Source organism: Bariatricus sp. HCP28S3_F11 (genome assembly GCF_052065395.1).
Taxonomy (GTDB): Bacteria; Bacillota; Clostridia; order Lachnospirales; family Lachnospiraceae; genus Allocoprococcus.
In genome coordinates this window covers 102,641-125,063 of sequence record NZ_JBQHUC010000001.1, presented here as the reverse complement: position 1 = coordinate 125,063, position 22,423 = coordinate 102,641, and the positions used below count along the sequence as shown (strand labels likewise).

18 protein-coding genes and 1 tRNA gene are annotated in these 22,423 nt (G+C 44.5%); all 19 read right to left on the bottom strand.

The genetic code is table 11. From position 1 onward, the window contains the following. Position 1: 1 nt before the first annotated feature. The 19 genes from ACTNBR_RS00575 to ACTNBR_RS00485 all read right to left on the bottom strand — a co-directional run bounded on the left by ACTNBR_RS00575 (position 2) and on the right by ACTNBR_RS00485 (position 22,359). Positions 2–793 carry an RnfABCDGE type electron transport complex subunit B gene (locus ACTNBR_RS00575; protein ID WP_427819220.1) on the bottom strand — a complete coding sequence of 264 codons (792 nt, stop codon included), beginning with the start codon at positions 791–793 and terminating at the stop codon, positions 2–4. 12 nt (positions 794–805) lie between these two features. Further along, the gene (gene rsxA / locus ACTNBR_RS00570) at positions 806–1,381 is read right to left on the bottom strand and encodes an electron transport complex subunit RsxA (protein ID WP_427806368.1); all 576 of its coding nucleotides are present in this window, start codon (positions 1,379–1,381) and stop codon (positions 806–808) included. A 12-nt stretch (positions 1,382–1,393) separates the two neighbouring features. Beyond that, positions 1,394–2,095, bottom strand: coding sequence for an electron transport complex subunit RsxE (rsxE, locus tag ACTNBR_RS00565; RefSeq protein ID WP_427806369.1), 702 nt, complete (start codon positions 2,093–2,095; stop codon positions 1,394–1,396). Continuing rightward, positions 2,088–2,690, bottom strand: a complete 603-nt coding sequence (locus ACTNBR_RS00560) for an RnfABCDGE type electron transport complex subunit G (RefSeq protein WP_427806370.1) — start codon at positions 2,688–2,690, stop codon at positions 2,088–2,090. The genes rsxE and ACTNBR_RS00560 overlap by 8 nt, the downstream gene beginning before the upstream one ends. After that, entirely contained in the window at positions 2,690–3,661 is a 972-nt protein-coding gene (locus ACTNBR_RS00555; protein ID WP_427806371.1) for an RnfABCDGE type electron transport complex subunit D, read from the bottom strand. The genes ACTNBR_RS00560 and ACTNBR_RS00555 overlap by 1 nt, the downstream gene beginning before the upstream one ends. A 30-nt stretch (positions 3,662–3,691) precedes the next feature. Then, positions 3,692–5,011: an electron transport complex subunit RsxC gene (gene rsxC, locus ACTNBR_RS00550; protein ID WP_441015964.1), complete on the bottom strand. Its 1,320-nt coding sequence runs from the start codon at positions 5,009–5,011 to the stop codon at positions 3,692–3,694. 211 nt (positions 5,012–5,222) lie between these two features. Then, on the bottom strand, positions 5,223–6,311 hold the full coding sequence (gene rpsA, locus ACTNBR_RS00545; protein ID WP_427819218.1) for a 30S ribosomal protein S1: 1,089 nt from the start codon (positions 6,309–6,311) through the stop codon (positions 5,223–5,225). Then, positions 6,292–7,167: a 4-hydroxy-3-methylbut-2-enyl diphosphate reductase gene (gene ispH / locus ACTNBR_RS00540; RefSeq protein ID WP_427806374.1), complete on the bottom strand. Its 876-nt coding sequence runs from the start codon at positions 7,165–7,167 to the stop codon at positions 6,292–6,294. Before ispH ends, rpsA begins: the two co-directional genes overlap by 20 nt. Before the next feature lie 117 nt (positions 7,168–7,284). Next, positions 7,285–8,442: an NlpC/P60 family protein gene (locus ACTNBR_RS00535; protein ID WP_441015961.1), complete on the bottom strand. Its 1,158-nt coding sequence runs from the start codon at positions 8,440–8,442 to the stop codon at positions 7,285–7,287. A 263-nt stretch (positions 8,443–8,705) separates the two neighbouring features. After that, complete coding sequence (locus ACTNBR_RS00530; RefSeq protein ID WP_441015958.1) at positions 8,706–10,205, bottom strand: glutamate synthase subunit beta; 1,500 nt, start codon at positions 10,203–10,205, stop codon at positions 8,706–8,708. A gap of 12 nt (positions 10,206–10,217) precedes the next feature. Continuing rightward, positions 10,218–14,753 carry a glutamate synthase large subunit gene (gene gltB, locus ACTNBR_RS00525; RefSeq protein ID WP_441015955.1) on the bottom strand — a complete coding sequence of 1,512 codons (4,536 nt, stop codon included), beginning with the start codon at positions 14,751–14,753 and terminating at the stop codon, positions 10,218–10,220. 108 nt (positions 14,754–14,861) lie between these two features. After that, on the bottom strand, positions 14,862–16,016 hold the full coding sequence (locus tag ACTNBR_RS00520; protein WP_427806484.1) for an alanyl-tRNA editing protein: 1,155 nt from the start codon (positions 16,014–16,016) through the stop codon (positions 14,862–14,864). A gap of 61 nt (positions 16,017–16,077) precedes the next feature. After that, positions 16,078–17,844, bottom strand: a complete 1,767-nt coding sequence (argS, locus tag ACTNBR_RS00515; RefSeq protein WP_427806378.1) for an arginine--tRNA ligase — start codon at positions 17,842–17,844, stop codon at positions 16,078–16,080. A gap of 80 nt (positions 17,845–17,924) precedes the next feature. Then, the gene (locus ACTNBR_RS00510) at positions 17,925–18,527 is read right to left on the bottom strand and encodes a hypothetical protein (protein WP_427806379.1); all 603 of its coding nucleotides are present in this window, start codon (positions 18,525–18,527) and stop codon (positions 17,925–17,927) included. Positions 18,528–18,687: 160 nt separating this feature from the next. After that, a tRNA-Arg gene (locus tag ACTNBR_RS00505) sits at positions 18,688–18,759 on the bottom strand. 87 nt (positions 18,760–18,846) lie between these two features. Continuing rightward, positions 18,847–19,677 carry a DUF5688 family protein gene (locus ACTNBR_RS00500; RefSeq protein WP_441015952.1) on the bottom strand — a complete coding sequence of 277 codons (831 nt, stop codon included), beginning with the start codon at positions 19,675–19,677 and terminating at the stop codon, positions 18,847–18,849. 263 nt (positions 19,678–19,940) lie between these two features. Next, positions 19,941–20,504: an elongation factor P gene (gene efp / locus ACTNBR_RS00495; RefSeq protein ID WP_427806381.1), complete on the bottom strand. Its 564-nt coding sequence runs from the start codon at positions 20,502–20,504 to the stop codon at positions 19,941–19,943. A 132-nt stretch (positions 20,505–20,636) separates the two neighbouring features. Further along, entirely contained in the window at positions 20,637–21,398 is a 762-nt protein-coding gene (gene aroD, locus ACTNBR_RS00490; RefSeq protein ID WP_427806382.1) for a type I 3-dehydroquinate dehydratase, read from the bottom strand. A 64-nt stretch (positions 21,399–21,462) separates the two neighbouring features. Then, on the bottom strand, positions 21,463–22,359 hold the full coding sequence (locus ACTNBR_RS00485) for a LysR family transcriptional regulator (RefSeq protein WP_441015949.1): 897 nt from the start codon (positions 22,357–22,359) through the stop codon (positions 21,463–21,465). Positions 22,360–22,423 lie beyond the last annotated feature (64 nt).

Below are 22,423 nucleotides of genomic sequence, written 5' to 3'. Positions count from 1 at the left end.
ATTATTTAATAATCTTCTTCGGACATTTTTCCGCACATTTTCCGCAGTTTGTACATTTTTCCGGGTCAATGTGGGCGATATTGCCTGTCACAGTCACTGCCTGGAATTCGCAGACCTTCTCGCACATCTTACATCCGATACATCCGACAGAGCATACGCTCATAACATCTTTTCCTTTATCTCTGGAGCTGCACTGAACCAGATGTTTCTGTTCGTATGGTACGATCTCGATCAGTCGTTTCGGACAGGCGCTCACACAGCTTCCGCAGGCTTTACATTTCTCCGGATCAACCACTGCAATACCGTCCACCACATGAATCGCATCAAACTGGCAGGCTTTTACACAGTTTCCAAACCCAAGACATCCGAAGCCACATCCTTTCGGACCGCCGTTCTGCATCTGGCTCGCCATAACACAGTCTTCAATTCCTGTATAGTCATAGGCCTGTTTTGCCTTGCCGCAGGTTCCGGCACATTTGACAAATGCAGTCTGACGGACCGTTTCTCCTGCGTCGGTTCCGAGAATTGCGGCAATCTTTTCTGCTACCGGAGCTCCTCCGACCGGACAGCGGTTATGTGGTGCCTCACCTTTCGTAATGGCTGCCGCAAGTCCTGAACATCCCGCGTATCCGCATCCGCCACAGTTATTGCCCGGCAGTGCTTCCAGAATTGCCTGTTCTGTTTCATCAACTTCTACCGCAAATTTTTTACCTGCAACTCCGAGGAAGACACCGATGAAAAGGCCGGTGCCGCCCACGATGAGTGCAGCAACTAAAATTCCTGTTATACTCATAATCCGGTCCTCCTATATGATTCCGGAGAATCCAAAGAACGCGATGGACATAAGTGCTGCCGTAAGCAGTACGATCGGTGTTCCCTGGAAAGACTCGCTGATATCATTGTATTCGATTTTCTCACGAACACCGGCCATGATGACGATGGCGATCGTGAATCCAAGTGCTGTTGCAAAACCATTTACCACACCTTCCAGAATGGTATATTCCTTCTGTACGTTCGTGAGTGCAACTCCAAGTACTGCACAGTTTGTTGTGATCAGCGGAAGATACACACCAAGTGCATTGTAAAGCGGAGGCATCGTTTTCTTCAGGAACATTTCTACAAACTGTACCAGTGCTGCGATGACAAGGATAAATACAATCGTCTGAAGGTATTCGAACCCTGTCGGCATCAAGATAAAACGGTAAATCAAACTGGTGATAAATGATGCAATCGTAATAACGAAGATAACGGCTCCTCCCATACCTGCAGCTGTCTCGATCTTCTTGGAAACTCCGAGGAACGGACAGATTCCCAGGAACTGGCTGAGGACTACGTTATTTACAAGTGCTGAACCAATCGCAATAATAAGTAATTCTTTCATCTCGTATTCCTCCTATTCTTTTTCCTGGCCTGTCGGGAAAACTTTTCCTTCACAGCCGCCGCATGACGCACATCCGCCTTCTGCACATCTCTGTGCTTTCGGAACTTCTTTGCCTTTTGCTGCCATCTTCTTCATGATCTTGCTGCGTGCTGCAACAAGGAACGCAAGTACCAGGAATGCACCAGGTGCAAGAATAAAGATGGTGACCGGCTCATAGAAACTCGGCATGATCTGGATTCCGAAGATTTTTCCGGATCCGATCAGTTCACGCACGATTGCGATACAGGTAAGACCAAATGTAAATCCAAGTCCCATTCCGATACCGTCAAAGATAGACGGAAGTACCGGATTCTTGGAAGCATAACTTTCTGCACGTCCCAGAATGATACAGTTTACTACGATCAGCGGGATATAGATTCCAAGCGAATCATACAGTGAAGGAACAAAGCCCTGCAGAAGGAACTGCACCATTGTTACAAATGATGCCACAATTACGATAAATGCAGGCATTCTGACTGAATCCGGAATTACTTTTCGGAGCATGGAAATCAGCATGTTCGAGAGTACCAGTACAACCGTAGTGGAAAGTCCCATTCCGATACCGTTGATCGCAGAAGTCGTTACCGCAAGTGTCGGACACATACCAAGCATCATGACGAAGGTCGGATTTTCTTTAATTAAACCATTATATAATCTTTCGGTACAACTATTCATTTCCACTACCTCCTAACGCATTCTGAAAATAACCAAGTGCTGTGTTGACTGCTCCGGTCACGGCACGGCTGGTGATCGTTGCACCACTGAGTGCATCAATCGGCTCATTCTCTCCGCCATCCTTGGCAACATAGAACTTGTCTGTCTTCTTCTCTGCATACTGATTATAGAATTCCGGCTCTGTCGCACGCATACCGAGACCTGCCGTCTCACCGATCGACAGAATGGAGATACCGTTCACGGTTCCGTCATTCATGATTCCAACAGAAATCTGAATATTTCCACCGTATCCGTCTTTATCTGTTGTAGTGATCACATATCCTGCTTCATCACCGCCCATTTTTGCCACATACACTTCATCGACCGTTGCATTGGTTCCCATGCTTTCTACCGCCTTCGCCGCCGCATCCGAATCAACTTCCACTTCTTCAAATGTATCTGCTTCCGGGAAAACCGTCTGGCAGGCTTCCTGCTTTGCATCAGCTTCTGCCTTTGCAATCGGATCTTTTGTTATTTCATATACCAGTCCGAGAGCCGTACCGGCAATCACGGTAATCGCGGTAAGGATCAATGTATTTTTTAATATTTTATTCATTATTTTTCTCCTCCTTTACCGAATGGTTTTGGAAGAGTAACTCTTTCGATCAGCGGAACCAAAAGGTTACTGAAGATGATCGCGTAGGATACGCCCTCTGCGGACCCTCCGAACAAACGGAAGATTCCGGTCAGAACCCCAAGAATGATTCCATATACGATCTGTCCCTTCTTCGTAATCGGCGATGTCACGTAATCGGTTGCCATGAACCACGCTCCAAGCATCAGACCGCCGCCGCAGAGCTGTGCTGTCATGTAAGGAATGTTGAAAAATCCGATTCCATCAACAAATCCGCCGAAAATTCCAATGAATAATGCAAATGTCACGATATAAGTTCCCGGAATACGAAGATCGATAATTCCCATAAGAATCAGAATAATCGCGCCAATCATAATTGCGATCACAGAAGTCTCACCGATCGTTCCTCCGATCTTTCCAAGGAGCATATCCATGCTGTTCACTCCTGCCAGTGCACTGTTGCCTGCTTCCACATTTGCGCGGATAGCCGCAAGCGGTGTGGCACCTGAAATCCCGTCATATGTAAAGGATGTCATTCTGCCGGTAAAAGAAATCAGCAGGAAACATCTTGCAGCAAGTGCCGGGTTCATAAAGTTCTGTCCCAGTCCTCCAAACAGCTGCTTTACGACCAGGATTGCAAATACGCTTCCGAGAACTCCCATCCAAAGTGGTGCTGTCGGCGGAAGGTTCAGTGCAAGCAGAAGTCCTGTGACAACTGCACTGAAATCTTTGATCGTGATCGGTTTGTGCATTAGTTTCTCATAAATATATTCCGTAAGTACTGCTGCTGCTGTCGTCACGATCACAACAAGCCATGCATGTGTGTCACGGAAATTATAGATTCCAAAGGCGGTCGCCGGCAGAAGTGCGATTGCAACCCACATCATAATATTACTGGTCGTCGCTTTGGAACGAATATGTGGTGAAGATGAAATTTTCAATTGTTCACTCACTTTTGTTCACCTCTTCCTCTCTGTACTGTTCTATTTTTTCTTTTTATTTGCAAGTGCAGTCTTTCTCATGGAGCCGATTGCCTGCTTCAGATGGCGCTTTGCCGGACAGACATAACTGCATGAACCACATTCCACACATTCCAGTCCGTTCATCTTGACAAATCCTGCTTCATCATGACGTTCTGCAAGATCCGCAAGTCTGGACGGTATGATTCGGCTTGGGCAGGCCTCCACACATCTTCCGCAGTTGATACATGCGGTCGCCGTACTTGCAGATACTTCGTCTTTGGAAAGACAGAGAATAGAAGACGATGTTTTCGTAATCGGTGTGTCAAGCGTATACATGGCAAATCCCATCATCGGTCCGCCGGAAATCACCTTTTCGCATCCTTCCTTCAATCCGCCTGCTGCTTCTACCAATTCTCTCTGATTGGTACCAAAAAGGACTTTATAATTTCCCGGATTTGCAACGCCGTCACCACTCACGGTCACAACACGCTCCATAGACGGGATTCCCTTCACAACCGCGTTGTAAATACTGATGACAGTTTCTACATTATCCACCACACATCCTGCGTCGGCCGGGAGCATCGTAGAGTTGATGGCGCGTCCAGTGGTTGCATAGATCAGCTGACGCTCTGCACCCTGCGGATATTTTGTCATCAATGTCTTTACTTCCATACGCGGTTCGTCTTTAACCAGTTCTTTGAGTTTTGCGATACAATCCGGTTTGTTATCTTCCACACCAAAAATACCTTTTGCATTGTCAAACAACTTGAGAATAACTTTCATGCCTTCTACCAGAAGTTCCGGAGTCTCCATCATCCTTCTGTAGTCTGCCGTGATATACGGTTCACATTCTGCACAGTTCGCTATGATGTAATCGATCTTCTCCGGTTCTTTCGGTGAGAGCTTCACACGGGTCGGGAATCCGGCCCCACCCATACCTACAATACCGGCATTCGCGATCATATTCAGAATCTCTTCTTTTGTCAGTTCTGAAAGTGGTTTTACAGGAGGATATTCCACCTCTTCATACTGACCATCATTTTCAATTACAATGCAATTCACTTTTGCACCGGTCGGGTTCACATGCGGCTCAATTGCTTTTACAGTTCCCGACACGGACGCATAAATCGGCGCAGATACAAATCCACCCGCTTCGGCAATCATCTGCCCTTTCAGGACATGATCGCCTTTTTTGACAACCGGGCTTGCCGGCGCCCCGATGTGTTGGGAAAGCGGATACACAAGATCGCCTTTCGGCAACAGTTCTACAATTTCCTTGTCCTTTGCAAAGCTTTTGCCGTCATTCGGATGAACTCCGCCTTTAAATGTCAAAAGTCCCATAATCAATTTCCTTCCTTCCTTATTTCTCCTTGTTGACTTGCTCTAACTATACCGAAAACTCAAGAACAATTCCAGTAAAATGCACAAATTTATTGTACATTTTGAGAAACATCTTGATGTTTTTTTAACATTTTATAGACGCAAAAAGAGACTGTTTCCAGTCTCTTTTTGTATAAAAATCCCATCATATTCACTTGAATTTTCTAAAATTCTATTCTTCAACCGGTGCTTCCGCTGCCTGCACTTCTGCATTCTCCAGTGCTTTCATGCTAAGGCTGATCTTCTTCTCAGCTTCATTCAAATCTACAACCTTAGCTGTAATCTCCTGACCAACAGAAAGAACATCAGACGGCTTCTCAACATGTGCTCTGGAAATCTGAGATACGTGAAGTAATGCATCTACACCAGGTGCCAGCTCTACAAATGCACCGAAATCAGTCATTCTTGCCACTTTTCCTGTCACTTCTTTACCTACAGCATAATCTTCTGCTGCGTTTGCCCACGGATTGGTCTCCGGGAACTTCAGGCTGAGTGCGATCTTTGTATCGCGAATATCTTTCACAAGTACTTTCAGAGTCTCACCTACTGTAAATACTTTCTTCGGATTCTCAACTCTTCCCCATGACATTTCAGAAATATGAAGCAGTCCGTCCACTCCGCCGAGATCGATAAATGCGCCGAAGTCTGTCACGTTTTTAACAGTACCCTCAACCGTATCGCCAACTTTCAGCTTTGCAAAGAGCTCTTTCTGCTTCTCAGCCTTCTCTGCTACGAGCAATTGTCTTCTATCACCGATGATACGATTTCTTCTCGGATTGAACTCGCTGATCACAAACTCAATCTCCTGATCCTGATACTTTGATAAATCTTTCTCATAAGTATCTGACACAAGACTTGCAGGAATAAATACTCTTGCTTCATCTACAACAACACTTAATCCGCCGCCAAGGATCTGTGTAACGGTTGCTTTCAGAACTTCTTTGTTCTCGAATGCTTCTTTTAATCTTTCATTGCCCTTCTCAGCTGCAAGTCTCTTGTATGTAAGAAGAACCTGTCCTTCTCCATCATTTACTTTCAGCACTTTTACAGTCATTGTGTCTCCAACAGATACAACTGTTGTAAGGTCTAATCCTGACTCATTCGTGTATTCACTTCTGGTGATGATACCGTCGGCCTTGTATCCGATATTCAGAATAATCTCGTCCGGTTTCACATCGATTACAGTGCCATCTACAACCTCTCCATTATGAATTGTTTTAAATGATTCTTCTAACATTTGTTCAAAAGTTAATTCTGACATTATTTTGAACCTCCTCAATTATATTGTTGGGCGTGGATGCCCCTGCTGTAATACCTACTGTTTCCACGGACCTTAATTGATTCGTATCCAAATCGCCAAGTGTCTGTATATAGTACGTATTGTTACATGCTTTTTTGCATATTTCAAATAGCTTTTGGGTATTGGAACTATGCTTGTCACCAATTACAATCATAGCATCCACCTCTTCCGCAATGCTCCTGGCTTCTGTCTGACGCTCCTTCGTAGCATTGCAAATCGTATTTAAAACACTTATATCATAACCCTTTTCTGAAATAATTTCAACTAAATCTTTGAATTTATTGTAATTAAATGTCGTTTGTGCCACTACACAGACTTTCTGTCTACATGGTATCGCATTCCCACAAGAATTCAGCGAAAATTTTTGTGCTTCCTCCGCATTCTGAATCACGCTTACATTATCCTTAGCCCATCCGCGGATTCCCTGCACTTCCGGATGCTCTGGATCTCCGACAATCACAATATAGCTTCCTCTTTCACTTTCTTCTGATACAATTTTATGAATCCTTTTGACAAACGGACAGGTGGCATCCACATATGAAACTCCCCTCTTCTCCAGCATGTCACAAATTCTTTTGGGAACACCATGTGATCGTATGATTACAAGACCCTCTGTCAGTTTTTCCAGTTCTTCCTCACTTCGTATTACTTTTACCCCGCGTTCTTCCAAATCCTTCACAACTTCTTCATTATGGATAATCGGACCATATGTATATATCTGCTTTTCTGTTTCCAGTTCAAGCTGTTTATATACTGTTTCCACTGCCCGCTTTACTCCAAAACAGAAGCCGGCACTCTTCGCTGTTATTACTCTCATCTGACGATTTTCCTTTCTACATGAATTATTACAACTGCTTTTTCTTATATGCATGGTAACTAAAAATCCTGACAGATAGTTCTGCCAGGATTCCGACTCTTTTTTCTCAATGTTTTTTTACCAGTATCTTCTGTACCATGGATTTCCGTATACACTCTGGATTTTTACTACGTCTCCCGGTTCCGGTGCATGAATCATCTGACCGTTACCGATGTAGATTCCAACATGTCCGGAATAACATACAATATCACCCGGCAGCGGGCTGGAAACCGCTTTGCCGCCTGCCCCCTGATCACCTGATACTCTTGGAATCGAGATTCCAGCTACTCTGTGGCAGTACTGGGTAAGTCCGGAACAGTCAAGGCCGACACCCGGGCTTGTCCCGCCCCACACATACGGCGTTCCAAGCTGACTGTATGCCGCGTTCACGATTACCTGTGCCACACTGGTATCGCCCGTTCCGCCTCCGCTTGTACTGCTGCTTCCGCCATTGTTCGACGGGGTACTCGGCTTCGAAGTATTATTGTTACTATTATTGTTACTATTATTGTTACTATTATTATTGTTCGTATTATTATTACTGTTATTCTTGTTGCTGTTATTCTTCTCAGCAGCAGCAGCTGCTTCCGCCGCCTCACGTTCTTTGCGTGCCTTTTCTTCTGCTTCCTTAGCCGCAGCTTCTACTGCCGCCTGGAATTGCGCATCGAGATCTGCAACCTCTTCTTTCTTCTCTTCCAGAGTCGCATTCAAGGATTCCTTCTTAGCCGTAAATTCTTCCTGTGTCGCCTCGAGCTCCTTCTGCTCTTCTTCAAGCTGTTCCTTCAAATCAGCAATCTTTTCTTTTGTCTCAACATATTCATTGAGCTGATCTCTGTCATATTTATGTACATTCTGAATATACTCAGCCTGACTCAGCATCTCACCGATGCTTCCGGAAGTAAATATCTTCTCCAGCACTGTATTATTGCCTTCTTCGTACATATACTTGATACGAAGCTTCATGGCCTCATACTGTTCTTTCTCTTTTTCCTCAGCTTCCGCCAGATCTTCGGTCGCCTGTGTGATCTGTTCTCCGGTTGCAATCAGCTGGCGTTCCAGATCATTAATCTCTGTAAGCACTTCAGTCAACTGGCTCTGAAGAGAATTGACCTGACTCTGTACCGAATCTCTCTGTTCCTTAATCGTATCCGCATCCGGAGCAGCGCCCACGGTTGTTACAATACAAGAACTCACAACAAGCGATGCTACGAGTGTACGAAAAAATTTATTCTTCATATTGTTACCCACCTTATTCTATTAAAATCTAAAATTTATACCCCATACGAATTAAGCATACACTAAACGACACATATTTTCAAGGCTTTTCGTATCAGAGTATCTCAGTTTCTTAAAACTTCCTTAATTATTCTTTTAATCAAAACTATTATATAGCAGCTCTCAAAGATTTGCAATATTTTTTAACATTTATGTAACATTTTTATAAAGTATTTATATAAAGAAAAAGAGAGACCTGTTTTTACTCAAGTCTCTCTCCTATTTTATTGTACATAAAGATTCGTATATCGCATCAGATCCAGATCCACCTGGCAGGCCGCTTCGCGGCCTTCCCGGATTGCCCAGACAACCAGAGACTGCCCGCGATGCATATCTCCAGCTGTAAATACATTTTTCACATTCGTTTTGTATTCTCCCGGCTCAGTCTTGACATTCGTTCTTTCATTGACTTCGACGCCAAATGCTTTGGTTACGTAATCCTGGCTCCCCAGAAATCCTGCCGCGATCAGGACAAGATCTACTTCAACCGTGTATTCACTTCCTGCGACCTCCGCCATCATCATCCGCCCGGTCTTTTCATCTTTTTTGCTTTCCAGCTTTACAAGAACAGCTTTACAAAGATTTCCGTTTTTATCTTTAATAAATTCTTTGACTGTTGTCTGATAGATTCTCGGATCATTTCCCCAGACAGCTGCAGCCTCCTCCTGACCGTAATCCGTCTTGCAGATTCTCGGCCACTCCGGCCACGGATTACTCTCCGCTCTCTCATCCGGGAGTTTCGGCATCATCTCGACCTGAAGCACGGATTTGGCGCCATGGCGCACAGCAGTACCAACACAGTCATTTCCGGTATCCCCGCCGCCAATGACCATAACTTTCTTTCCCTTTGCAGAAATGTATTCTCCCTCTTTCAGCTTCATACCATGATTCCACAGGCATTTCGTTGTGGATTTCAGGAAATCTACAGCAAAATAAATTCCTTTTGCATCTCTTCCCGGCACTTTGATATCTCTTGGATTTGAAGCTCCACAGGCAAGTACAATGCGGTCATAATTTTTCAAAATCTCAGATGCTTTCACTGTTTTTCCCACATCGCATCCCGTTTTGAAAATGACGCCTTCCTCTTCCATCACTGCGACCTTTCGATCAATCACCTGCTTTTCCAGTTTCATATTCGGAATTCCATAACGAAGCAAACCGCCTATTTTATCTTCTCTTTCAAATACGGTAACGGTATGACCGCGACGGTTCAGCTGATCCGCAACCGCAAGTCCGGAAGGCCCCGAACCGATCACAGCCACCTTTTTCCCGGTACGTACTTTCGGCGGGCGCGCTTTTGCGTATCCCTTTTCATAGGCATTTTCAATGATTCCATATTCATTTGCTTTCGTAGTTACTGCATCTCCATGAAGGCCGCAGGTACATGCCGCCTCACAAAGTGCCGGACACACTCTGGATGTAAATTCCGGGAAATTATTGGTTTTCACCAATCGATAATATGCTTTCTCCCAGTTCCCGTGATAGATCAGATCATTCCATTCCGGCACCAGATTATGAAGCGGACATCCACTTGCCATCCCCATGATCATCTGCCCTGACTGGCAGAAAGGAACGCCGCATGACATGCATCTTGCTCCCTGAATTTCCTGTTCCTCCTTAGACAGAGGCGTGTGGAACTCACAAAAATGTTTGATTCTGCTCATCGGCGACTCACATTTCTGGTCGCATCTCTCATAATCCATAAATCCTGTTGCTTTTCCCACTGTTTTCGCCCCCTATCTTCCATTTTTAATCGCATAAAATGCTTCAATTTTTGCCTGTTCACTGCTGAATCCTTTTTCTTCCATCTGGAGAATCATAGTCAGCATCTTTTCATAATCATGTGGAATGACTTTCTTGAATTTCGGAAGATATTCTTTAAAATGCTCCAGAATCTTTCTTCCCATTTCCGAATTTGTATTTGCCACATGCTCCTCGATCATTTCCTTGAGTTCAGAAACATCTGCTTTCGAGGTAATATGCTCAATATTTACCATCTCTTTATTTACTTTGGTGTAAAGGTCACTGTTTTCATCCAATACATATGCCACACCACCGCTCATGCCGGCCGCAAAATTCTTTCCGGTCTGTCCAAGAATCACCACACGTCCGCCGGTCATGTATTCACATCCATGATCACCGACACCTTCTACCACTGCAGTTGCACCGGAATTTCTTACGCAGAAACGTTCTCCCGCAAGTCCGTTTATAAATGCTTTTCCACTGGTGGCACCATAAAGTGCAACGTTACCTATTATAATATTCTCATTTGCCTTGAACTTCGCTTCCTTCGGTGGATAAACGATCAGTTTACCTCCGGACAGCCCTTTTCCGAAATAATCATTACTGTCACCAGTCAACTGAAGCGTCAGCCCTGACGGTATAAATGCGCCAAATGACTGTCCGCCGGCTCCGTGACACTTGATTACATAACTGTCTTCCGGGAGTCCCTCCGGATAACGTCTGGTGATCTCTGAGCCAAAAATGGTTCCAAAGGTACGGTTTACATTGGACACTTCAAGTTCCAGGGTTCTCTTTTCTTTCTTTTCCAGAGACGGCAGAAGTTCTTTTACAAGCACCTTCATATCCATCGTCTTTTCCAGTTCAAAGTCGTACTTTTTCTTCGGATTGAAGATCATGCCGCTTTTTTCTTTCGCATATGGATTGTAAAGGATCCTTGACAGATCCAGCGTAGCCGCACGCGCTGAAGTGGGAACGTCTCTTACTTTCAGGAGATCGGTGCGTCCTACCAGTTCATCTACTTTACGCACTCCGAGTTTTGCCATGTATTCCCGAAGCTCTTCCGCGATGAAACGCATGAAATTGATCACATACTCCGGCTTTCCTGCGAATCGTTTCCGCAGCTCCGGATTCTGGGTTGCAATGCCGACCGGACAGGTATCCAGGTTACATACTCTCATCATAATGCATCCCATTGTTACCAGCGGTGCCGTTGCAAATCCGAATTCTTCAGCACCAAGAAGTGCTGCGATCGCCACATCACGCCCGCTCATTAATTTTCCGTCTGTCTCAATCCGTACACGTTCACGAAGACCGTTCTGGATCAGGGTCTGATGTGTTTCTGCGAGTCCCAGTTCCCACGGAAGTCCTGCATTATGGATGGAACTTCTCGGCGCCGCTCCGGTTCCTCCGTCATATCCGGAAATCAAGATCAGCCCTGCTCCCGCTTTTGCAACGCCGGCAGCGACCGTACCTACCCCTGCTTCGGATACCAGTTTTACTGAAATTCTCGCATCCTTATTGGCATTTTTACAGTCATAAATAAGCTGTGCCAGATCCTCGATGGAATATATATCATGATGCGGCGGCGGTGAGATCAGTCCCACTCCCGGTGTAGAATGCCTGGTTTTGGCAATCCACGGATATACTTTTCCACCCGGAAGATGTCCGCCTTCTCCAGGTTTTGCCCCCTGTGCCATCTTGATCTGAATTTCTTTGGCACTGACCAGATAACGGGAAGTTACACCGAACCTTCCACTTGCGACCTGCTTGATTGCAGAACATTTATCGCTGTCCAGACGTTCGATATCTTCTCCGCCTTCTCCACTGTTTGATTTACCATGAAGAGCGTTCATAGCAAGTGCCAGCGTCTCATGTGCTTCTTTGGAAATGGATCCATAGGACATCGCACCGGTCTTAAAGCGCTTCACGATTTCATCCACACTTTCTACTTCTTCCAGCGGAACTCCTTTCTTTGGGAAATTAAAATCCATCTGTCCACGTAAGGTGATACCACGTGACTCTTCGTCTACCATTTCCGTATACTGCTTGAACATCTGATAGTCTCCACGTTTTGTGGACTGCTGCAGCATATGAATCGTGCGTGGATTATACAGATGCTTCTCCCCTCCGCTCTTGGATTTATGCTGTCCTACACTGTTCAAAGTCAGATCTACATCCAGCCCCAATGGATCAAATGCAGCAAAGTGTCTTGCCATATAATCCTGCGCGATTTCTTCAATTCCGATACCGCCCACACGGCTGACAGTTCCGGTAAAATATTTATCAATGAACTGCGACTTCAGACCGATTGCCTCAAAGATCATAGATCCCTGGTAAGACTGGATCGTAGAGATTCCCATCTTGGACGCAATCTTGATAATACCGCTGATCACTGCCTCATTATAATCATTTACCGCAGCATAATAATCTTTCTGAAGCATTCCTTCGTCAATCAGCTGGCGGATCGATTCATGGGCAAGATACGGATTGATTGCAGAGGCTCCATAACCCAGCAGGGTTGCAAAATGATGTACCTCTCTCGGCTCACCGGTTTCCATGATTACAGCAACACTCGTACGCTTCTTAGTACGCACCAGATGCTGATGCACTGCGGAAGTAGCCAAAAGTGAAGGCATAGCAATATGGTATTCATCTACACCACGATCACTTAAGATCAGGATATTCGCGCCGTCACGGATTGCACGATCCACCTGGATAAACAAATAATCAATCGCTTTTTCCAGGCTGGAATTTTTAAAATACGTGGTCGAGATTTCCACCACTTTAAAGCCTTCCACTTTCATATTTTTAATTTTCAGAAGATCCGTATTTGTGAGGATCGGATCATTGATCTTCAGGACATGACAGTTTTCTTCCTTCTCTTCCAGAAGGTTCCCGTCCCTGCCGACATAGACGCTGGTTGATGTCACTACTTTTTCGCGGATCGCATCAATCGGCGGATTGGTTACCTGTGCAAAAATCTGTTTAAAATATCCAAACAAGGACTGATGTTTCTCGGAGAGGACTGCCAGTGGTGCATCAATTCCCATTGCACCGATACTTTCACTTCCGTTTTTCGCCATATTCAGCACAGAAGAATTTACTTCTTCATAAGAATATCCAAATGCTTTCTGAAGCTTCTGGCATTCTTCTTTCGTATATTCCGGAACCTTCAGATTTGGAATCTTCAGATCTTTCAGACAAACAAGATTATTGTCAAGCCATTCACCATAAGGCTGTGATGCTGCATATCCTTCTTTCAGTTCATCGTCATCGATCACTTTACCCTGAACCGTATCTACAAGTAGCATTTTACCAGGATGGATTCGCTCCTTGACTACGATCTTCTCCGGCGGGATATCCAGCACGCCAACTTCAGAAGAAAGGATCAGCGTATCATCATCGGTAATATAGTATCGGGATGGTCTAAGTCCATTTCTATCCAAAACCGCACCCATACAGTCTCCATCGGAGAAAAGGATCGATGCAGGTCCGTCCCAAGGTTCCATCATCGTCGCATAATATTGATAAAAATCCTTCTTTTTCTGAGACATCGTTCGGTTGTTCGCCCATGGCTCCGGAATCGAGATCATAACCGCAAGCGGGAGAGGCATCCCGCTCATTACCATGAACTCCAAAGCGTTATCTAACATGGCAGAATCTGATCCCGCAATATTGATCGCAGGAAGAACCTTATAGAGCTCTCCTTTGAGGTATTCAGATTCCATATTTTCTTCTCTGGCGCGCATCTTATCTGCATTTCCACGTATCGTGTTTATCTCTCCGTTATGCACTATGAATCGGTTCGGATGTGCCCGCTCCCAGCTCGGATTCGTATTGGTACTGAAACGGGAATGTACCACCGCGATCGCAGATTCATAATCCGGATCCTGAAGATCTTCAAAGAATCGCCGCAGCTGTTTGACCAGGAACATTCCTTTGTAGACGATCGTCCTGCTGGAAAGGGATGCCACATATGTATCATCACTGCTCTGCTCAAACACACGCCTTACCACATACAGACGGCGGTCAAAGTCCAGACCTTTCTCAATCTTCTCCGGGCGCTCAATGAACCCCTGCATAATGCACGGCATACACTCAACTGCCTTTTTCCCGAGAATTTCCTGATGAATCGGGACCTCTCTCCATCCAAGAAACTTCAGGCCTTCTCTTCTTGCAATGACTTCAAAAATATTCTTTGCCTGGTTTCTCTTCAGTTCATCCTGAGGGAAGAAAAACATACCTACACCATAATCTCTCTCAGAACCTAAAAAGATGCCGAGGGGTTCACAGACCTTGGAGAAAAACTTATGTGAAATCTGTAACAGAATTCCAACTCCGTCTCCGGTCTTCCCTTCGGCATCCTTGCCAGCTCTATGTTCTAGGTTTTCAACTATCTTCAGCGCATTGGCGACTGTCTCATGGCTTTTCCTTCCCTTGATATTCACAACTGCCCCAATTCCGCAGTTGTCATGCTCAAAATCCGGGCTGTACAAACCATCCTGCATATTCATTTTTTGACTACTCATATATCCTGCCCTTTCTGAAATCATGTTACTTTTTCTGGTTACATTTTATATTTCACCACTATACAACATTTATTTCAAAAAGTAAATAGGAAATTCATGAGAATTTCATTACTGCACTTTCATAAAGTACTCCTTTATTTCGGATGCAGCCCCTTTTAATGACCCTTGAACCATCTCCGGTTTTCCTCCGCCTCTTCCTTCAAATGCCTGATTCAGCTCTTTTCCAAGAGGCCGGACATCCTCCGTGCGGCTTCCGATCACATAGCGGTATCCAACATCATCTGTCCCGGCAAATACTCCGCATACTTTCACATTGCGGTCCAGAACCAGATTCATCAGTTCACGCGGTTCACTGCCCTCCAGACCAGATTCAAACAGGCAGACACACGCTTTTCCTTCTTCTATGCCGGTTACTTTCCCTGCAAGCATCTCCCGTCTGGCTTCTATCAGTTTCATCTTCCATGCATTCGTCTCTTCTTTCAACTTCTCAACTGCATCTGCTATCAATTCCTCCTTGGAGGACAAGCTGAACATGATCGCTTTTACACTGTCTTCTTTCGCCTGATAATCTGCCAGTGCACGTCTTCCGCAAACCACCGTAAGCCGAACTCCTCCTTTGTAGTTCTGGACACTAATCAGTTTGATCAGACCGATCTCACCGGTATTATCCACATGCGGTGCGCAGCAGGCACACACATCATACCCCGGTATTCGCACAATACGGACCTGACCCTCGATCTCGATCTTGCTCCGGTATTCCAAAGATGCAAGCTCATCTTTTGACGGGTATAACACCTCGACCGGAATGCAAGCAAATACAGCCTCATTCGCCGCATTTTCAATCTCTCTGACTTCTTCCTTTGTCATTGGGCCATTCAGATCCAGCGTACATATCTCATCACTGAGGTGAAATCCCACATTATCATATCCAAATCTTTTATGGATCAAACCGGACAGAATATGCTCCCCTGTATGCTGCTGCATCCTGGTGAACCTCTGTTTCCAGTCGATCCTTCCCTTTACTTCACTGCCCGGCTCAATGTAGCCTTCAGCTTTATGAAAAATGCTTCCGTTTTTTTCCTGAACATCTACGATTCTTATATCTTCCAAAAATCCGGTATCGGCAGACTGTCCGCCTCCCTCAGGAAAAAAGGCAGTTCTGTCAAGAACCACCTCATAATTTTCCCCGGACTTTTCGCAGGAAATGACCTTCGCATCAAATTCAGCCATATGACTGTCTTCATAATATAATCTCTCTGTCATCATCCTTATGTTCCTTCTTTCGTATTTATTCAAGCCACCTTACGAATAGTTTTATTCTATTTTACATCCTCTCCGGTGCTTCAAATCCCAGCAGATCGATACAGGTATTCAGAATATCTCTTGTCAGTTTCAAAAGCCCAATATAACTCTTCTGTTTTGCCTTATCCTCTTCTGCCAGAATTTTTGTTTCATGGTAGAAACGATTAAATGCATTTGCCAAATCATAGATATATGCGCAGATCTTATGCGGCGCAAGCTCCTGATATGCTGTTTCCATCACACTTCCAAATTTGGCAGCCTCCAGCATCAGAGCCTTCTCACTCTCACTTCCGGCGCCAAGAATCCTCGTATCATCCAGCGTATTTCCATTTTCTTTGTATTTATTTAAAATCGACTTGATCCGGACGATCGTATAGAGAATGTACGGACCGGTATTTCCTTCAAATGAAGTGAAACGATCCACGTCAAAAATATAATCCTTCGCAGCCTGATTGGAAAGATCTCCGTATTTAATCGCAGACATTCCCACGATCTTCGCTGTTTTCTCCGCTTCCTCTTCTGCAACAGTACGATTGTCGGTAATCTTCTCATACATCTTATCCGTAATATCTTTGATCAGATGTTCCAGACGCATCACGCCGCCTTCTCTGGTCTTGAACGGCTTTCCATCTTTTCCGTTCATCGTTCCGAAGCCAAGGAACGTAAGCTTTGTATCCTCGCGCACGATTCCGGTCTTCTTCGCGCAGCGGAATACCTGGATAAAATGAAGTTCCTGACGCTTGTCAACCACATAGATCACTTCATCCGGATGATAAAGTTCTTCTCTTTCAACCAGCGTTGCAAGGTCTGTGGTATCATAAAGCGCGGCACCGTCTGATTTCAGAATCATACACGGAGGGATCTCCTTCGTATCCGTCTCTTCCTTTACGTCCACCACAAGTGCTCCCTCATCCAGATGTGCATATCCTTCATCCTTCAGGCGCTGCACCATATCCGGAATATATTTCTGCGCATCTGCCTCGCCCTTCCACAGGTCAAATTCCACGTTCAGATTCGCATAATTCTTCTTAAGATCTGCTACAGATACATTCATAATATGATTCCAGATTGCACGGTATCCTCTTTTCCCGTTCTGCAGCTGGAAAGTAGCCTCCAGAGCCTCCTCACGATAGTCTTCATGCTCCTTGGCATATGCGGATGCAGCAGGATAGATTTCCTCCAGATCACCGATCGTAAACGGCGGTTCTTCCGGATATTCTCCGGTAAACGCATCGTCAAAATACGGCAGATTTGGCTGACGCTTTCTAAGCTCTGTAATAATCAATCCCATCTGATATCCCCAGTCGCCAAGGTGAATATCTCCGGTCACACGATTCCCCATGAAGCGGGTAATTCTCTTAATACTTTCGCCGATGATCGCAGAACGAAGATGTCCTACATGCAGCGGTTTTGCTACATTCGGTCCGCCGTAATCGATCAGGATCGTCTTCGGATTTTTCTCTTCTTCCACGCCAAATTTATCATCTTTTGCCATTTCATTCAAATATCCGGCAATATAATCCGGATTCGTTTTCAGATTAATAAATCCCGGCTTCACAGCCTCTGCCTCGCGAATGCTTCCATCACCTGTAATCTTTGCCACAACCTCTTCCGCGATCATGATCGGTGCTTTGTGGTACTTTTTAGCTCCGGCCATCGCCCCGTTGCACTGGTATTCGCAAAGATCCGGCCGATTGGACAGCGTCACTTTCGCCAGTTCTTTTTCATATCCGGCCTCCTCAAACGCCTGTTCCAGTTCCTCTGTTATAAGATCCAGGATTTTCTTCATACTCTTCTTCCTCTCTGTCTTTCAAATCTGTTTCAAAACCAGTTTTTATTATAAGGGAATCTTCTCCCGTGCGCAATATTTTATTTCAGCACGCTTTGTAAATCCCCCAGTGCCTGCGCCAGCATTTCATCCGAATGTACAGCACGGGCGTAAGATTCTTCGATCTGCCTGAATAGTCCCCGTACATCTTCATGCTGCGTGATATGTGCGATGTATTTCTGGATCTCTTCATCTACGCTTGCACTGATTTTAATTGTTCCGTCCTCTTCCCTCTCTATATAGAGCGTTCCCAGCCCCGGAACCGGCGTATAGATATCTCGGATCTTCATCTCATAGGTCGCATATACCACATAGGTATTTTCATATTGCCCGTTTTTCATATACAGATAAAGGTTCTCGTAATTCTCGACATAATCTGCATTTTCTCCAATCCGGGCATAGTACTTTTCCACCGCCTGATTCACATCTTCCATCCTGCTCTCACGAAGTGGATTCGTCTCCATCTCTTCGCATCCTTGAACGCTCACGATCGCGGGAACCGGAATCACCTGCGGTTCTTCCTCATACGTCAGAAAAAACACGGTCATCATCCCTGCCAGTCCAAGAAGCAATATCCCAACGATCACATTCGCCCGCTGATGCTTCCAGTACCAGAGACAGAGATTCCTCACTTTTTCCGCCATATCAGAAACCTCCTTGTTCTCCCCCATGATAACGCGGCAGATTTTCTGCGTCAATAGCGAAAAATTGAAAGTTTTGTCAGATGCAAAAATGCGGCATCACTATTACAAAAAACAGCAGAAATACATGGAACAAATCATGTACTCCTGCCGTTCTCTTATACGTCCCTGATCAGAATCGAACTGACGCACCCGCCTCCGGAGGGCGGTGCTCTATCCACTGAGCTACAGAGACAATAATTAATATAGCACTATTATCTCTAAAAATCAAGTGAAAAATCATAATCTATTCTGACCAGATTCACAGTTATCTTATATTTCGTTAGAAAATGACCCTCTTTTCTTTACGAATATATCGATAGACCGTATTGGACAGTATCTCTTCTTGTTCCACTTCCGTCTGATTGATCTCCTCAACCATATTCTCAAGCTGAAGCCGATTCATTCCAATGCTTTCCGGAACTACAATCAGTTCATGAATACTGCTGGGAAGGATATAGAAGTCTTCTCCGATAAGAGCAGCAACTTTCTCCCAGGTGTCCGGATACAACATGACTGCTGCACCCAGATTGCGTATCTGGTTCGTCACTACGTACATGGTGTCCGCAAGAATACCAAGATCCATCGGAAGCAGTTTCGGCGTGTTCTCTTTCGCAAGCCGGCTGATTTCTTCCTTCGTGACATTCCACCGAAGCATATGCTCACTGCGAATCAGAATCGTTGCCGGTCCGAATCCGGTATGATCCAGAAGAATATAAAAAACAACTGCAAGATCCAGATATTCCTCATAAGGAATCTCTCGAAGCAGTTCCAGATTGGATTCCTTATGAATCAGTTTATAAACAATTTTGTCTTTTATATTCTCAAATTTTAAAATATTGTTATATGGATAGGAATTTTTCAAACTGATCTTTTCATAGATTGAGTGAATTGTCTGTGCCATTTCCTGAACTGAGGCACCTTCGAGATACTGTTCATAGAATTCTTCCAGATAGATCGTCGGAGCAATGTTGACATCTTTTTTTATAAACACAAGCCCGGTTCTTAGGGCACTGTTATTCTTAATTGCTGTGTGAATCTCCACCGCCACATCCGGCTCCATCTGTCCTCTGACTTCTCTGTGCATTGCTTTTACAAAATCCGTATATTCCATACGTTCTCCTTTCCCAAAATCTGAAACTCTGCGCAGCCGTCAAAGAAAACATCATCTGAATGAGAATACCTGATTTACAGGTATGTGAGTTGATTATACGTTTCCTTTCTTCCTTTTTCAAGTACTATTTTTCATGAGCCCCAAAGGCTTTGACAAGAAAAAATGCCGGAACTACGGGATTTATCCGTAATTCCGGCATATACATTCTTATGATTTTTGTGAAAAATGCCAGACACTCATATCTGTACTTTCTATCCTTCAACCTATGCTCTGGATAAATACTCTCCTGTACGAGTATCAATCTTAATTCTTTCACCCTGATCGACAAACAACGGAACCATAACCTGTGCACCAGTCTCAACAGTAGCCGGTTTCGTAGCACCCGTAGCAGTATTTCCCTTTACGCCTGGCTCTGTCTCTGTAATCTCAAGTTCTACAGTAAACGGCGGCTCAATTGCGAAAGGACTTCCCTGATAAGAGCTGATCGTAACGTTCTCATTCTCTTTCACAAACTTCATGGAATCGCCAACAGTTTCTGCGTTAATGGCAATCTGATCATAGGTCTCGTTGTCCATAAAATAATACAAATCTCCGTCGTTGTAGAGATACTGCATATTCTTTCTCTCGATAAATGCTTCCTCAAATGTCTCTGTCGGACGGAATGTTCTTTCTACCACACCGCCATTGATGATGTTTTTAAGCTTCGTACGAACGAAAGCTGCACCTTTTCCTGGTTTTACATGTAAGAACTCAAGTACCTGATATACATTGCCTTCAATTTCCAGCGTCATACCATTTCTGAATTCACCAGCTGATTTTACTGCCATTGTATACTTCCTCCTTAATATATGCTCTACGGCATTCCTTTTTCATCTTAAATCATTCACTTTAATAATTCTATAATAAATCTCTGTATTTTTCAACCGAAACTTTTGTATTTTTATGAACAGTTGCAACTTTTACATATTTTCATGCAGTACTTTCAGAATTTTACTCAGATCCCTTGCGTTCATCTGCCCGGGTGCCGATGCCTTTCCTGCTGTACCGAATGTCATAGCTGAACCGGACATTTCTCCGCAGATCCGGCTGATACCACCTATGCCTCCCATGGACATCGAAACGATCGGACGATCGGCGTACTTTTCGTGCATCTCAACCGTTGCTTCCATAAGGGTCATAACATCTCCCCTGCTTTGTGGCATAACAGCGATCTTCAGGATATCTGCTCCCGCTTCCTGCATGGCACAGAGTCTCCGAACGATCTCATCCTTCTTTGGTGTCTTTTCGAAATCATGGTTGGATGCAATAACCTTTCCATGACACCGGTGAATTTCTTCAATCAGGCCCGGAACCAGATCTGCGTCCAGAAACGCTTCCACATCGATCAGATCTGCATCTTTCGTTTTTGCTGCTTCTGAATTCAGCATCGCATACATTTCCGGTGTGATATCCTTCTCTCCTCCTTCTTTTGCTGTTCGTATTGTAAAAAGGAGCGGTGTTTCGTTCAGTATTGCACGAAGTTCCTTCAAAACTTCTTTCACCTTCTCCACATCAAATACGTCCTCATACCAGTCTGCTCTCCACTCCGCGATATCTGCCGGGACTTCTGAAAGCTTTCCGGCTTCACCCAGTATCTCCTCCTTCGTTTTCCCGACGATCGGCACACATATTTTAGGGATTCCTTCTCCGATTCTTATATTTCTGATTTCAAGCGGCTTCATTCTTCTCCCTCCTGTCACACACAAATATATCACAGAATGACAATTCGGGCAACCTAACTCTCACTCACTTGGAAACCTCCTCTTTGTAGCATTTCTCCACATAATCTGCAAAATGCTTTACAATAGGAGCTAAATACTTGTTCTTCATTATCGCCATATAAACAAACCGTTCGTAAGAAGGTTCTTTGATTTCCAATACATCCACAGCCAGACTTTTTAAAAGCGGTATTTCCGGCATTACAGCAATTCCAAATCCCTGTGCCACAAGACCTGCCATAGAATTGTCTTCCAGTATTTCGTAAGCTATCTCCGGCATTCCACTCGATTTTTCAAAAAGATCATCAATAATCAGACGAAGTCCACAGGATTTCGGGAAACAGATATGCGGATATTTCACTGTCTCTGCCAGTGTGATCGCTCCTCTGCCGGCCAATTCATGATCTTTGGGTACAACAACCACTAATTTTTCCATACCTACAGGTATGAAAACAACTTCCGGTTCATCTTCTTTACCCGAGCAAAGTGCAAGATCATACTTTTCTTCTTTTAGTCCCTTGATAATATCTGTCGTACTGCCTGCATGAAAATGGAACTCCACATCCCATCCTTCATGCTGATTTAAAAAACCTCCGACCAGCTGTGGTACAAAAACACTTCCAAGTGTATAAATGTACGCCAAATCAATCATTCCACTCGTTTCACTTGTGAGAGCCTTCATCTTTTTGACTCCTGAATCCAGAATAGAAAGCGATTCCTGCACATATTCGCGAAATACTTTTCCATACTTTGTCAGGGCAACATTTCTTCCGCGCTTTTCAAAAAGAGTGGTTCCCAGTTCCTGTTCCAGCATACTGATGGCATGGCTTAAACTCGGCTGCGTAATGGAAAGCATCTCAGCTGCCTTTGTGTAGTGTTCCACCTGAGCCAGAGTTGCAAAATAATACAACTGATTTAAATTCATAAACCCTACCACCTTTCCTTTTTATTTTACAATAACATAAATTATAGAAAAATACTATAAAAAT